Origin of the sequence: Shewanella sp. SM23, from assembly GCF_025654295.1 — a bacterium.
GTDB lineage: Bacteria > Pseudomonadota > Gammaproteobacteria > Enterobacterales > Shewanellaceae > Shewanella > Shewanella oncorhynchi.
This window is the reverse complement of sequence record NZ_JAKKRM010000002.1, coordinates 250,226-264,901: the sequence shown is the minus strand read 5'-3', so window position 1 is coordinate 264,901 and position 14,676 is coordinate 250,226. Positions and strand designations below refer to the sequence as shown.

Sequence of the window (14,676 nt, the reverse complement as noted above, 5' to 3'; positions counted from 1 at the left end):
AGCCTCAGCTTATAGGAGGCTTTTATGTCAGAACGTATACCACGCCAGCAAATTTACCAGCTACAACCCACACTCGCTAACGCACTGCTCAGCTTAGACAAAGCAGCCGGCGACTCCCACTTTTCGCCATTACTGGTGCATTTAGTCAAGCTAAGAGCATCGCAACTCAATGGCTGCGCGTTTTGTCAGCGAATGCACGCAGAGGAAGCCAGAAGCGACGGTGAAGAACAGCTGCGTTTAGATTTACTTGCCGCTTGGCAGGAGGTCGATGGAATCTTTAATGAACGGGAACGTGCAGCGCTGCTCTGGACAGAAATCTTAACCCAAGTTGCTACTGCCCCCGTGCATGACAATCAATATGCGGCGCTTGCAGAGCATTATTCCGAGAAAGAAATTGTCGACCTCACCAGCTTAATCATTGCCATTAATGGCTGGAACCGCGTCGCGATAGCTTTCCATTTACAGCCCATCTAGCGGCAAATAAAAAGGGCACCGAATCGGGTGCCCTGCTTGTTAATATCACTATGTAGTTCTTATCACTATGCCGTTTGTCTAGTTAACTTAATGTCAGCGCCACTATTTTAAGTGGATGATTGTCATCGAACGAAGGGAAATCCTCATGGGGATCGAGCCAAGTGTGCGTAGTGACTGTACGGCATTGTTTTTCAACGCAGCGCACTAAACTGTCAAACCATGCTTGGCGCTCGACTTTCGCCACATTGTTACAGCAAACGATAGTGCCACCGACTTTGGTCGCCATTAATGCGGGCTTGAACAAACCTTGATAATCATTGACCAAATCGACAATACCAAAAGCACTCTTGGCATAACGCGGCGGATCGAGGAACACCAGATCAAACTGGGTTTGCGCCAATTTGGGATAACTCGGTAATTTTTGATTGCGACGCCCTCCCACACTCAAGCCTGCCAATTGGCGCAATGCCGGAAACGCGTCACTCTGCACAAACTCACATACATTCGACACCTGATTTAATGCCGCATTCGCTTTACCCGTCGCTAAAGCAAAGGAAGAAAAATCAACATTCATCACCTGAGTCGCGCCGCCGATGGCTGCCGCAGTACCAATGCCGCAGGTGTAGGAAAACAAATTCAGCACGGTTTTATCTTGGCTGTGTGCCCGCACATATTCGCGGCCAATACGCATATCGAGGAATAACAGCGGATCTTGTCCTTCGTGGCGCAGTTTAGTGCTGAACTTGATGCCATTTTCCTGCATTACTCGCTCAGAACTCGCAATCTCTGTCAGTGCGGGTGATAAGGCGTTCAATACGCGGGAATTACCTAATGAGCGGTCGTTATACACAATCGGCAAATCGGCCTGTTGCAGCAAAACAGCGCTCACATCGGCTAACTCTTCGTCGGTTAAGGTCTGATGAAAACTCTGCACTAGCCAAGTATCGCCATAACGGTCGATATTCAAGCCACTGACGCCTTCGACTGTGCCATGGAACACCCGAAAACAATCGGTTTGATCCTGTTCTGCTTGTTGTAAAAAATCATGGCGTTTCGCCAGAGCCGTCGATAACAGCGTTTGAATAGACATAAAAAGCGGGACTCGCGCAGCGGAAACCTGCGTAAGGTTTCAAGAGGGAAAACGGCATAATACCAAACTAGGTCGCAGAATATCGGAAAAGTTCGCCCCGAAAACAGCATAAACACCGACTAACATCCAAATGGGGGGAACTCTATGTCCCCCCAACCCGCCAAGCCTGTTATAACCAAGTACACGGAATAATTTTCAAACAAAGATGTAGGTTAAATCACTTCAAGCAACGGCTCTAACCCTGGCGCCGTTTTAGTCGGCACAAACTCTATCACCTCAAACTCAGCGACATCGGCAATGCAGAAAGGATCTTGCTGCAAAATAGCCTCTAGCGCCGCGCGACTTTCAGCCTTGGCGAGGATGACGCCACCGGTACGTGGCACCTTACGACCCGAGGCGACAAAAGTCCCTGCGGCATAATACTCATCAAGATAAGCAATATGGGCGGCTAAATGTAACTCTACTTCTGCAATTGGCTTTTTATAGGTAAGCGAGACAACAAACATAAGGATCCTTTAATCAACTGAAAAAAATTAAAATAATCGAACGAAAAATGCTTAATCTGGTGATCATCATAAGCTAAGTACCTATCTGATCCCACCATATCTAGGCTGGCTATTATCATAGTGCAGAGTGCGCGACTTTCGAGTCAAGCTATCGGCATCCGTACTGGATATTGATTGCATGCTGACTCTGATTAAGTGCATTGAACTCGCCGTCAGTTATGCTGCGGTTGATTTTATCACTCAGTTAACATCCGCAATAACAATACCCTTTTTTCTAAAAAATAATGCAATGACTGATCATCAAGTATTCTAACAAGATTAGAGAGTTATTTGAGCATTCCAGCAAGCCTATGACTATTGATAAACCGTCTAAATGCGTTACACCTATGTTTCCATCCAGTTACTAAGCCATGATGAATACGTATGTAAGCAGTTGTGCAAAAATCTACGCCGAGGCTACTATAAATCCGCTCGTTTCACCCTCTGCTTGTGGGGTTTGAAATCTGTGAGGTCGTTTCTGATAGGGTTACATACAAGGATTGCTATCAGACTTAAGTTCTTTCTGCTGACTGGCTTTAGGCCACTCACTTGGGCTAACCCCTTTGAATTAAGGTGTTAGGTCCAAATTTGAAATGAATTTATCGGCGAATATGCTTCTGAGGGAGGAGTATATTCGCCATTTTTTCACAGAGTACACTCATTCATGGCATGCGCGAAACTACCATGAATAAGCTATGAATCTGACTCTTAGCTTTTATTGTATGCTCTTGGCTGTGATGAAATAGCTCACCACATAAAAGCAAAGTACAGTGCCAATCCATTGCTAGGCAAAACAATTAAAACAATAAGCACTCAAGGCAGAACGACTGCCGGCAACAGAAAGGAAGTTCAATGTCTTCGAATCACCAGCAAGATCCCCATCAAACCGCAGCGCCTCAGTTGCCGCATGCATTCAAGCAACAACCTGAGCTGAGTTTCTGGCAAATTTTTAATATGTGTTTCGGTTTTTTGGGCATTCAATTTGGGTTTGCCCTGCAAAATGCCAACGTCAGCCGCATTTTTCAAACCTTAGGGGCTTCTATCGATGAAATTCCCATACTGTGGATTGCCGCACCACTGACGGGTTTATTGGTTCAACCTATTATTGGTTATTTGAGTGATAACACCTGGGGACGACTTGGCCGTCGCCGCCCCTATTTTTTGATTGGCGCGATTTTTACTACCCTTGCCATTTTTATCATGCCGCACTCGCCTACCCTGTGGATTGCCGCCGGCATGTTATGGATCATGGATGCCTCGATTAACATCGCCATGGAGCCGTTTCGCGCCTTCGTCGGTGACAATTTACCAAAAAGCCAACGTACCCAAGGCTATGCCATGCAAAGCTTTTTCATCGGCATTGGCGCTGTGGTCGCTTCGGCCTTACCCTATATTTTGACTCACTTTTTTGATGTTGCGAATACTGCACCAGCGGGTGAAATTGCCGATTCAGTGCGTTATGCCTTCTATTTTGGCGGCACAGTATTATTGCTCGCCGTCAGTTGGACTGTCGTATCGTCAAGAGAATATTCCCCTGAAGAATTAGCCAGCTTTAACGCAAAACAAGTCGATGCTGAAGATGAAACTTTAGCCCGCACTCGTACCCGCAAGGACTATCAATTTGCCTCCTTCGTGTGGATGGGTCTCGGCGCCCTGCTCACCTTCGCTATTTGGGCGCAGGATTTAGATAAACAACTGTATATCTTAAGCTTAGGGATTTTCGCCTTTGGCCCATTACAACTGTATTGCGCGCTGCGTTTGGGTAATTCACAACCCACTGAACGCAATAAGCTCGGCATGGTATTTAGCGTGGTCGATGACTTGTTCCATATGCCCAAAGCCATGCATCAACTGGCGATCGTGCAGTTTTTCTCTTGGTTCGCACTGTTTGCCATGTGGATTTACACCACTGCCGCCGTGACGTCTTACCATTTTGGCAGCAGTGATGTGTTGTCCCAAGCTTATAACGACGGCGCAGATTGGGTCGGCGTACTGTTCGCCTCCTACAATGGTTTTGCCGCCATTGCCGCCATTTTTATTCCTATGCTGGCTAAGCGTATTGGCATCAAGCTGACCCACACAGTCAATATGTTCTGTGGTGGTATAGGTTTGATTAGTTTCTTTTTTATTAAAGACCCAAGCCTGTTATGGCTGCCTATGATAGGTGTCGGTATCGCGTGGGCGTCAATTTTATCTGTGCCCTACGCCATGTTGTCGAGCATGTTACCCCCGCAAAAAATGGGCGTTTACATGGGGATTTTTAACTTCTTCATCGTCATCCCGCAGCTTCTTGCCGCCAGTGTGCTGGGTTTAGTGCTCAATGGTCTGTTCGATGGTCAACCTATTTATGCACTGATCACAGGTGGCGTCTTGATGATGTGTGCAGGCATTGCCGTATTATTTGTCGACCAAGACGTTGTCGAACAAAATAACCCAAATAATCAAAGTGCAGCGATGAACCGCAAGACCCACTTAATCACGAAAACCACAGACAAATTAACAAATAAAAGTTAGCTCTTTATAGCAGCGATACACATTAGGCGACATGCAGCAATGCATGTTAAGCGCGGTGAATTCGGTCATTTGGCTAATCACAGCTGCATAAAATATCTTTATCAATTCAATCACTATAAAAATAAAACCATTATTTGGGGAGAATGAGATGGAATCGAGTCCTACGCCGCAGCAGGATCTGCATACCAGCCAAAACCGTCACACACAAGCGTTAACAAGACGCAGCCGCCTAGCGCTTGCCGTCGCCGCAAGCCTCTTAGGGATAATAGGGTTAGCGGCCTGTTCACCCACATCGAATTCAGCAACAACTGCCACAAGTGTGAATGCCGCGCCAAATGTGCAGCGGGTTGCGCCCGGCGCACCAGGTAAAGCGCCGACTTGGGCATTTTCGGGTAAAACTGGTATTGGGACGTCTTACGAGCCTTATACCCAAGGTCAATATCAAGATGCCAAGCAAAATCCCATTAGCCGCGTTTGGTTCTCCCTCGCCCAAGGTATTTTAACCGAAACCATGTATGGTCTTATCCATAATGCGCAGCTCAAAGAACTGCAATTTGTGGTCACAGGTAATGGCTTTGTCGATACCGAAAAAGAGAACACTATCAGCAGCATAGAATATTTAGATACAGATGCTAATGGTCGCCCGCAATCCCTTGCCTATAAAATTATCAATAAAGATGTTGAAGGTAAGTATCAGATTGAAAAGCATATCTTTACCGATCCCGACCGCGACACTTTGATGATGCGTTTCACCTTTACCGCCTTTGAAGATGGCATTACACCGCATTTGTATGTCAATCCGCATATCGACAATGCGGGCGCCAATGATATCGGCCGCATCGATACTCATACTGACAATCATGCCAACACTCATGCTAATAATCAGGCGCTGGTGGCCTATACCGCCGCCAAAGACAGTAGCGTAATGACGGTAAAATCCGATCTGAATTTTGTGCAGGCTACGACTGGCTTTGTCGGTGTTTCCGATGGCCTAGCCGATTTGGCCGATAACGGCAAACTCGATACGCCCTATCAAACGACCAGTGCGCAAGATAAATCGACCGTTGGCAATATCGCCTTTACCGCGAGTTACCCTACGCTCATCAAAGCCAAACCCGTCACTTTTAATCTCGCCATCGGTTTTGGTAAAGATGAAGCACAGAGTTTAGCCAATGCCGATGCCAGCTTGGCCGCAGGTTATGATGCTGTGCTCAGCAATTACAACACAGGCTGGCAGGGTTACCTAAGCTCGCTGCCCGCCATCGCTAACATGGCCAACAACACGACCGATAACGGTAAGCTGCTGTATACCAGTGCTATGGTCTTGAAAGCGCAGGAAGATAAAACCTATGCGGGCGCACTTATCGCCTCGTTATCTAATCCTTGGGGCGATACGGTTTCGGCAGCCGTGCCGAGCACTGGCTATAAAGCGGTATGGCCGCGCGACTTTTACCAATGCGCCATGGCATTCCTCGCCATGGGTGACACGCAAACGCCCAAAGTGGCCTTCGAATACCTGAAAAAAGTGCAAGTGACCGAAAAGACGCCTGGCTTTACGGGTACGCCCGGTTGGTTCCTGCAAAAGACCCATGTGGATGGCCAAATTGAATGGGTCGGCGTGCAGCTCGATCAAACCGCCATGCCTATCATGCTCGGCTGGAAACTCTGGCAAGCGGGTGTACTCACCCCTGATGAGATCAGTCACTGGTATCAAGAGATGCTCAAAGGTGCAGCGGACTTCTTGATCAGTGGCGGTGAGGTCAATCTGGATTGGAATCACACCCAAATCACCCCACCTAAAACTCAGCAAGAACGTTGGGAAGAACAAGCGGGTTACTCCCCCTCAACAACGGCTGCCGTGATCGCTGGTCTTGTTGCCGCGAGTGAAATTGCCAAAGAAGCTAAAGATATTACTTCAAGCGCCCGTTATCTTACCGCCGCCAAAGACTTAAGTAATAGTTTAGAAAAACACTTAGTCACCACCCAAGGGCTATTGAAAAACAGCGCAGGCGTCAGCGCGCCTTACTATTTACGTTTAAGCCCGAATGGAAAGCCAAATACTCGCGATACACTGGCGGCAAATAACGGTAAGCAAGGTTTAGATCAGCGTCAGATCCTCGATGGCGGATTTTTAGAACTAGTGCGTTATGGCGTGCGCGGTGCAACTGACAAGCTCATCAAGCAAAGCCTTCAACTGATTGATAATACAGAGCTTGAACCAAATCTACGCATAAAATACGAGTTTACCGCCAAAGATGGCAGTACTATCCCAGGCTTTAGACGTTATGGCAACGACGGTTACGGCGAGGATACGGTTACTGGCAAAAACTATGCGGAATCCGGCAGCAACAGCGCCGATCAACGCGGCCGAGTCTGGCCCTTCTTCACCGGCGAGCGTGGTCATTTTGAATTAGCACTCGCCCAAGCAAAAGGCGAGCTAACAGGCAATAACGCGCAGCAAACCAAGCAGCAGTTAATCAACACCTATGTGCAAGGCATGGAAACCTTTGCGAATGCGGGCATGATGTTACCCGAGCAAGCGTGGGACGGTGTCGGCGATGCCACCCGCTATCATTACCAACTCGGACAAGGCACCAACTCTGCCACACCGCTCGCCTGGACCCATGCAGAATACATCAAACTGGTGCGCTCAATGACCGATGGCCAAGTCTGGGATTATTACCCTATCGTCCCAGCGGCATTGAAATGACAAGTTGAAATAGCCAATTAAAATAGCGCATTAGCTTAAGACACTTTGATAAATTGCAGGCTAGAACAACATCCTAGATATTGTTCTAGCTTTTTTATAGACGGTTTTATGATGCCTGATTTAGCTCCCGCTTTTCATAGGCTTATGCTGCGGGTAATCTTGCGGCGTGCAACCAAATTGCATTTTAAAAGCGGCACTGAAACTGCTGACACTCAAATAACCTAAACTATGGGCCACCATAGTCGTGCTCTCCCCTTGGCTTAAGCTCTCAAGCGAATTTAACAAACGAAATCTTTGTCGCCATTGTCGATAAGTAAGCCCAGTTTCAGCTTTGAATAGTCGCTCAATCGTTCTCACACTCGCGCCGCCCATTTCGGCTAACTCGGTCAGTGAGTAACTCACTTTTGGACGTCGGATCAGCGTTTGGATCAAGCGGCTGAGTCTTGGATCTGAGCCTGCGGGTAAATGGGCATCCAGACTGTCCAGAGTTTGGAGCTCATCGATGGCAACCAAACCCAGCCGATGCAGTTGTCCACTGTCCATAAGATGTGAACTTTCACAAAGTTTAAGCACTAATTCGCGCATCAACGCTGTCATAGTCACCATCACCACTTGCGTATCCTGTGGCCTAACGCCATAGCTAGGGTCAATATAAATATTGCGAGTATGTGCGTGGGTTTCACTGTTCACTTGATGGGGCAAATTGCAAGGGATCCAAACGGCATGGGTTGAGGGTACCACCCAGACGGCATTTTCACTGCGAACACGTAACAAACCTTTGGCGGCCCAAAGTAGCTGACCCCGCGGGTGCGAGTGAGGCTCGATACCCGCTTCCGCCGCCATATTGCGAGTATGGGTCAGTACGGGCCGATTGGCATCTATGATAAACGCCGCATCACTGGGTGTTAACAATGTCGCTTTAGGAACATATTTTGACATATTACCCTCTTAAAACGCCAAACTAAGTCAGCTATCTTAGTAGGCATCTTTTACGTATTCAACCCAATAGGTCAGTAAACATGAAACGTTTTATTGGCGTTAAACAGCTAGCGTTTTTCAGTGCACTGTTGATCGCTACTTTACTTGCGCTTTTTCCGCTAAGTCAGCATCCCGCGGTGTTTTCCTACAGCGCAGGCGTAGTGTTAGTGACCTTGATGTTTTGGAGCACAGGTTTCTTCCCGCCCTTTATGGCGGGGTTAATCTTTTTTGCCCTTGCCACCATTTTTAAACTCATTGAGCCGAGTATACTTTTCTCCGGATTCGGCTCAACTGCGGTGTGGTTAATCATTTCAGGGTTTGTGATCGGCAGTGCAATCACTCAGTCAGGTTTAAGTCGCAGAATGGCCAGTTTGATTGCCCCAATACTGACCACAAGTTATCCACGCTTAATTGCGGGTTTGGTCTTTAGTGCCGTGCTGCTTGGCTTTGTGATGCCCTCATCCGTTGGCCGTGCTGTGGTCATGGTGCCAATTGGTATGGCGTTAGCTGAGCAAGTCGGTTTTGCTCGTGGTAGCCATGGACGGATAGGCATTGCGACCGCCTTGGCACTGGCGTGTAACATGCCCAGTTTTGCCGTATTGCCCGCGAATATTCCCAACATGATATTAGCGGGTTCCAGTGAGAATCTATTCAATATCCACTTTGGTTATACTGAGTATCTCTTATTGCATTTTCCAATCCTTGGCTTACTCAAATCAATATTGATTGTGGCGCTAGTCGTTTTCCTATTTCCTGCAAAAATTGATAACAACCAGCCTAAACACGTCATTGAAAAAGAAACCTATCATCTTGGTATGCAAAAGAAAGTTGCACTGTTACTGGCGATTACTTTGCTCTTTTGGGTGACTGACTCGCTGCACGGCATCAATCCCGCTTGGGTAGGATTAACAACGGCTATCTTGTTATTGCTCCCCAAATGGGGAGTGCTTGAGCCTAAGAGTTTTAATAGTTCAGTGGATTTGTCGACCGTCATTTTTGTCGCGGCGGCCTTAGGTCTGGGAGCATTGGTCAATCATTCCGGGCTCGGCACTGCGCTAGGTCAACTGTTCAGTGAATGGTTACCATTGCAGCAAGGGGCATCGTTCCTGAATTTTATGTCGTTATCGTTAATCGCGACGCTAACAGGATTAGTGGCAACGGTTCCAGGCGTGCCGACTGTGTTATCCCCCATGGCAGCAGACTTTGCCAATGCAACTGGCTTCTCCACTCCTGCGGTATTAATGACGCAGGTGATCGGTTTCTCAACCGTGATTTTTCCTTATCAGGTGGCTCCTTTGATTTTGGCGATGCAATTATCCCAAGAGCCATTAACTAAACTACTTCGTATCACCTTACCTCTAGCGGCAATAACTCTAGTTGCACTTATTCCACTGGATTATCTGTGGTGGCTATGGCTCGGTTGGATTAACTAAAATTGCGTTAACTAAATTAAATGGACGAAACGCTCACTCTTGCCGATATTCAAGCCGTCAAGGGTGCTTTAGAGCAGCCATCATCAATTGCTCAGCACTCGACAGCGCTTGGGTCGATAACACAACTCTCCCCACATAAATTCTTTCGATAAGCTTCATAGTTAGACTATACTGTTTATATGTACAGTATATTGTGATTTATTATTATGATGATCCTAGGCCGCTTCGCCAAACATACCCAATATCGGCTCTCGCTATTTAGCTCCTTGATTGCCGCAGGATTTCCGTCACCGGCCCAAGACTATGTAGAACAAACATTAGATCTCAATGAGTTATGCATCAAACATCCTGCCGCCACGTTTTTTGTCAAAGTCCAAGGGGATTCGATGATCGAAGCGGGGATTTTCTCCGGTGATATTTTGGTGGTGGATCGCTCACTACAGCCAGCCCACGGTGATACCGTTGTCGCAGCGGTGAACGGTGAGTTTACCGTAAAGCAATTACAGCTACGCCCTGTGGTGCAATTGCTACCACGTAATGCCTTATTCTCCCCGATCGCCATCAATGATGAGTCTGAGTTAAACATCTTTGGGGTAGTGACCAACGTGGTGAAAAAGCTCAAATGACGCCCTCACTATTCGCCCTCGTCGATTGCAATAATTTTTATGCCTCCTGTGAGCGGATGTTTAGGCCGGATTTGGTTGGTAAGCCGATTGTGGTGTTATCCAATAACGATGGCTGCGTCGTCGCCCGCTCCGTAGAGGCAAAACAACTTGGCATCAAGATGGCGGTGCCTGTATATCAAATAGCAAACCAACTCCGCCAGCATCAGGTTGCGGTATTCTCCTCCAACTATGAACCTACAGTTGGGAATTTTTTTAGATGCCACATGTTGGAATTTTTCATGATAAATAAATTAGACGAAGAGAAGAGAGGTAGTTACAGTTTTACTGTTTGTCTGGATATCTTGAAAAAGTAGATGGATGAACGCGTACCCCTTGGGGCAAGGCTTATCAGTGTGAATAACGGATGATTTAGGTGTTAATATGATTGAGCAGAATAAGTCGTTTCCAGATGACTTCGGTTTTGACTACTGTCTTATATGGATTAATAGTGATAAATATCCCTCATTTATCAGTAAGCCACACCCTGACACTGACGAAATCATCCATGACGTTAGGGATAACTCAAAACCGTTTGCTCATGAACTTCCAATTTTAATAGATCTCGATGGCATCAATGTGGTGCCGGTTAATCTATATCTTCACTCTTTGTTGGCAGACCCTGATATATCCTCAGATAAAACAATTCAATCTCATGCAGTTGCGCTATTGAGCTTCTATCGGTGGCTGAATACGGAAATCCCCGAACATACTCACCCAAGGACAGGACTGCTGGTTGATAAAAAATGTCCGTTAACAATATATGACTGCACCGACAAGGTAGAGGAAAGTCCAATCGTGAGATATCGAGACTATTTACTGGAGAACCTTTATACCAGGGATGAAAATGGAAAAGTTGGTGGTTCTCCAAGTACAGCTTCTAACTATGTTTTGAAAGTTGTTAATTACTTCATCTTCCTTCATCGCCAGAGGATCATTTCAATCAGCAAAACCTTTCGACCATTTGAGTTTAAGGCAAAGACTGTTCGCATAAGCAGCAAAGGAAAGAGATCTCAGCATGAAATGCTCTCACATCTTAACCGCTATCACAGTAAGGAGATTACTGTATATACCACAGGTCTCACTAGACCATTTAAAAGCATCAAAAAACCTCAAGAAGCTGATCTCAGAGAGATTAATCCACTTCGTGAAGATGAAAAGCAAGAGCTTTATAAATACCTTGATGTTGGAAACTCGACTGATACTAAAGCCCTCATGCTGTACGTAAAGACTGAAACGGGATTGAGATTGGAGGAATTGATAACATTTCCAGCCTCTGTCGTGGACAAGCCAAAAGCTAAAGTAGTTAAAGTGCAAATTGGTGAGAACATTAACGGTTGTTTAACCAAATTTAAAAAAAACAGATCAATTGAAATCCCAGCTAAGGTTATGGAACTGCTGTACGAGTACAAATTGAGTAAGGCGAGAAAGAAGGCTATTCAAAACGGACTACTTCGCCATAACCACTTATTCGTAAAATCAAATGGCAATATCTATGCTCCAAACACCATTCAAAAGTATGTGGAAACTATCCGTAACGATTTAGCACACTGTGGGCTTGATATTTATTTTTCCTCTCATGATTTACGTGCCACTTTCGCAACCGACTGGCTGTACGGCAAACACATGGAAACAGCTAAGCCCTTCGAAGCCTTGTTACAGGAGTTGGCTGATTTGATGGGGCATGAAAGCACATCTACCACACAAAAATACGTTAACTATATGAATGACAATAAAACATGGTTGGAATTCTCTCAGCGTAAAAATGAATTCGCACAACAATCGTTGAGGTGATTACATGGCCAAAAGTCGATTAGCAGCATCAAGAAATCAAAATAAATTACCCACTCCGCCGATTACTAAGAATAATGTTACTTCATTAGATTTGAACGTTGATATACGGCCAGAAGGGAAGCTGAACAGCACAAAACACAATTTTCTTTATTGGTGTCATGAACAGTGTGATCCAAAAAAACCATTAGCTAAACCCTCTCGATTAGAAAAAATGCAAAAGCTAAAAAGATGGGTTGATCAAGAGAAGAAAAATGAAACCAATGCATGGTCTCTAGTGGTTAAATTAAGCGCCTTAAAGGCTTATATAGCATTTTGCGACATTAAGAAGTTCGCCCCTTTTAGTCAGGCTGGATACCTTTCTTACGCTGGTAACTCTGGAGAGTTACGGCGCTTAGTTGATATTGCTAATGAGCCTAAAAAATATCAGTTTCAGTATCATAATGGCGAAGAGTTTGGTTTGTTGGAATTTTCAGCTCTTCAAAAAAAGATGAATCTCGACTCGCTACTTCCAATACTTGGTTTTGATGTGTCAGACATGCAAGCCACGCTCAAGAGCTTTAATGGTGAGATTGTAGATTTTGCTACACAACCTTATACATCAAGAGAATGGTATGCACTAGTTAGACGCACTCAGCTTCTCTTTTTCTCTTTGGCAACTCAACTTATTGCATATAAAGAAGAAAATCCTGATTCTCCACCACCTCAACACCTCGATAATATTGTGGTTGAAAGAAAAGATAACCGTGACATCACGATTACACTTGGGAGAAAAAATTGTTCAGCGTTAGATGGCTTAGCGAGTCCTTTTAATCAATGTATGGCAGCAGCTTACACTCTGTTTGCCTATTACACTGCATTTAACGACTCAGTGATTAGACAAGTTCGCCACCCAATTAAATTTGTTACGCCAAATAAAGATGGTCGGACATCAAAAGTTGCTCAAGTCCGCGCTTATAAAGGCCGCGCTTCAAAAGATGTAAAAGCGTTATTTTCAGGCACTGAGGAAAACTCTCATCCCGAAGCCAAAGACGATGAAGCTGGGTTTATTGTCGCTGACATCAATAAGCGCGACTCTGTCGGAGAAGCTGACGGAATCACCTTTCTTCGAGCACTCGAACTCCTCTCGAAAACCTACAGCGAAGACCCTTATGACACTCTGATATATTTCCTCAATAGCGAAGGTGATAAAGGAAAAGTTGATGTATCTGGAGCTTCATTCCAATTATCAAAGAACCTAAATTTGCTTTCTGAGAGCAGAGCTGATTTGATCGACCATCTAGTAAAAACCTATACCGACATTGTTGAAGATCAAAAGATGACCACGTTTAACAAGATTAAACGAGATGATGGTGTACACACGATGGAATCAAATGTCACCGTTCTTAATAAGCAAGTTGTAACAATAAGAACAATGCCGATTGCTTACGCAGCGCTGTCATGTATGACTGATGTTTCACTGCGGAACGCGCTGATACCACTTAATTATTCAGAGAAAGATTTCGATGGAGCGATCACCGTTTCTTTCAAATACGCTGATGGCTCGTTAGGTGAGTTCATTATTGCAGCTAAATACAGACATTTTCTTCAATTGGTCGAACGTTATGCTGCGACCAGAAACCCTTTACCTAGAAAAAATTATGGTTTTGGTGGGGGGAGTTCAACAACCAGACTGCCGTACTTACTACCGCTGGGTGGTAAGCATGTTACTTATCAGTGGTCAGAGGGTGAGGTTCCGATTCGCAAAATTCTATTAAATTTATGTGGTATTGGTCGCGGTGATTACTTTCTAAATATTACCGCCAGTAGGATTCGTATTACTCATTCTAACTTAGAGTATAAAGCAGAAGAAAAAGGGTGGACAGCCCGAAAAATTTTGCAGCACAATATTGAAACAACGGAAAGACATTACCCCAACGGTCACCCTGTTTCAAACAACAGGCAAATGTCACAAGGGATGATGGGGTTAGTCTACATAGCCCAAGGTAAGAGCCGCAGTGAAGCTATAGAATCAGTTAAGAAAGAATTGGAAATTCCCATCTTAGAATACGATGTTTGGAAACAACGTAATGCTCCTACAAACCCCAATGGCATTAGCTGCGACGGGGAAATCGATTCGGTGTCCGAGAAAGATTGGCACTATGCAGCACGCAAGTTCGCAGAAAAAAAAGGGATTATTGAAGAGGGTCAAGATATTACCTGCTATCAATACGATCTTTGTGTCTTTTGCAGAAGTGCCAAACTCGTTGATGATCCCTACGCTATTTATAAACTATTGAGCTTTCTCGATGCGTTAAGTGAAGCTATTGACCAATACCCAGAACGCGCTTCGGTAATTCAATTAAAGATAAATCGCTTTCAAGCTAACCTTGACGGCCTCCCATTAGAAACCATTGAACAAGCTGAGTATTTGCTCGAAGAAAAAGGGCGTTATCCACTTTTCAACTCGTTATCTTCCATTTCCCAATTTCTATAAGGA

At 45.3% G+C, this 14,676-nt stretch carries 10 protein-coding genes and 1 pseudogene; 8 read left to right on the top strand and 3 right to left on the bottom strand.

Annotated features, from left to right (window positions below; translation table 11 throughout):
* The first annotated feature begins 24 nt into the window (after window positions 1-24).
* Entirely contained in the window at window positions 25-474 is a 450-nt protein-coding gene (locus tag L5L98_RS04285) for a carboxymuconolactone decarboxylase family protein (RefSeq protein ID WP_263138787.1), read from the top strand.
* Between the two features lie 82 nt (window positions 475-556).
* On the opposite strand, the gene L5L98_RS04280 is transcribed toward L5L98_RS04285, so the two are convergent.
* Together L5L98_RS04280 and L5L98_RS04275 are read right to left on the bottom strand one after the other, a co-directional pair.
* Window positions 557-1,564 (bottom strand): class I SAM-dependent rRNA methyltransferase, encoded by a 1,008-nt coding sequence (locus tag L5L98_RS04280; RefSeq protein WP_263138785.1) that lies wholly within the window; start codon window positions 1,562-1,564, stop codon window positions 557-559.
* A gap of 212 nt (window positions 1,565-1,776) precedes the next feature.
* A complete protein-coding gene (locus L5L98_RS04275; RefSeq protein WP_198572268.1) occupies window positions 1,777-2,070 on the bottom strand; it encodes a YciI family protein in 294 nt (97 codons plus the stop codon).
* Between the two features lie 891 nt (window positions 2,071-2,961).
* Between L5L98_RS04275 and L5L98_RS04270 the strand changes: the two genes are divergently transcribed.
* Both L5L98_RS04270 and L5L98_RS04265 read left to right on the top strand, forming a co-directional pair.
* Window positions 2,962-4,623 carry an MFS transporter gene (locus L5L98_RS04270; protein ID WP_263138784.1) on the top strand — a complete coding sequence of 554 codons (1,662 nt, stop codon included), beginning with the start codon at window positions 2,962-2,964 and terminating at the stop codon, window positions 4,621-4,623.
* A gap of 148 nt (window positions 4,624-4,771) precedes the next feature.
* On the top strand, window positions 4,772-7,333 hold the full coding sequence (locus L5L98_RS04265; RefSeq protein ID WP_263138782.1) for a glycoside hydrolase family 15 protein: 2,562 nt from the start codon (window positions 4,772-4,774) through the stop codon (window positions 7,331-7,333).
* A gap of 120 nt (window positions 7,334-7,453) precedes the next feature.
* Here the strand turns inward: L5L98_RS04265 and L5L98_RS04260 are convergent, their stop codons facing one another.
* Window positions 7,454-8,272: an AraC family transcriptional regulator gene (locus tag L5L98_RS04260; protein WP_263138781.1), complete on the bottom strand. Its 819-nt coding sequence runs from the start codon at window positions 8,270-8,272 to the stop codon at window positions 7,454-7,456.
* An 80-nt stretch (window positions 8,273-8,352) separates the two neighbouring features.
* Here L5L98_RS04260 and L5L98_RS04255 point away from each other — a divergent pair, with 80 nt between their 5' ends.
* The 5 genes and pseudogenes from L5L98_RS04255 to L5L98_RS04235 all read left to right on the top strand — a co-directional run bounded on the left by L5L98_RS04255 (window position 8,353) and on the right by L5L98_RS04235 (window position 14,673).
* On the top strand, window positions 8,353-9,744 hold the full coding sequence (locus tag L5L98_RS04255; RefSeq protein WP_263138779.1) for an SLC13 family permease: 1,392 nt from the start codon (window positions 8,353-8,355) through the stop codon (window positions 9,742-9,744).
* A gap of 206 nt (window positions 9,745-9,950) precedes the next feature.
* Entirely contained in the window at window positions 9,951-10,370 is a 420-nt protein-coding gene (gene umuD / locus L5L98_RS04250; protein WP_006081811.1) for a translesion error-prone DNA polymerase V autoproteolytic subunit, read from the top strand.
* Window positions 10,367-10,600 (top strand): annotated as a pseudogene (locus L5L98_RS04245) (DNA polymerase V subunit UmuC); the annotation flags it as partial. The gene umuD and the pseudogene L5L98_RS04245, both read left to right, overlap by 4 nt.
* A gap of 190 nt (window positions 10,601-10,790) precedes the next feature.
* Window positions 10,791-12,200: a tyrosine-type recombinase/integrase gene (locus tag L5L98_RS04240; protein WP_263138777.1), complete on the top strand. Its 1,410-nt coding sequence runs from the start codon at window positions 10,791-10,793 to the stop codon at window positions 12,198-12,200.
* 4 nt (window positions 12,201-12,204) lie between these two features.
* Window positions 12,205-14,673, top strand: coding sequence for a hypothetical protein (locus tag L5L98_RS04235; protein ID WP_212601518.1), 2,469 nt, complete (start codon window positions 12,205-12,207; stop codon window positions 14,671-14,673).
* The last annotated feature ends 3 nt before the right edge of the window (window positions 14,674-14,676 follow it).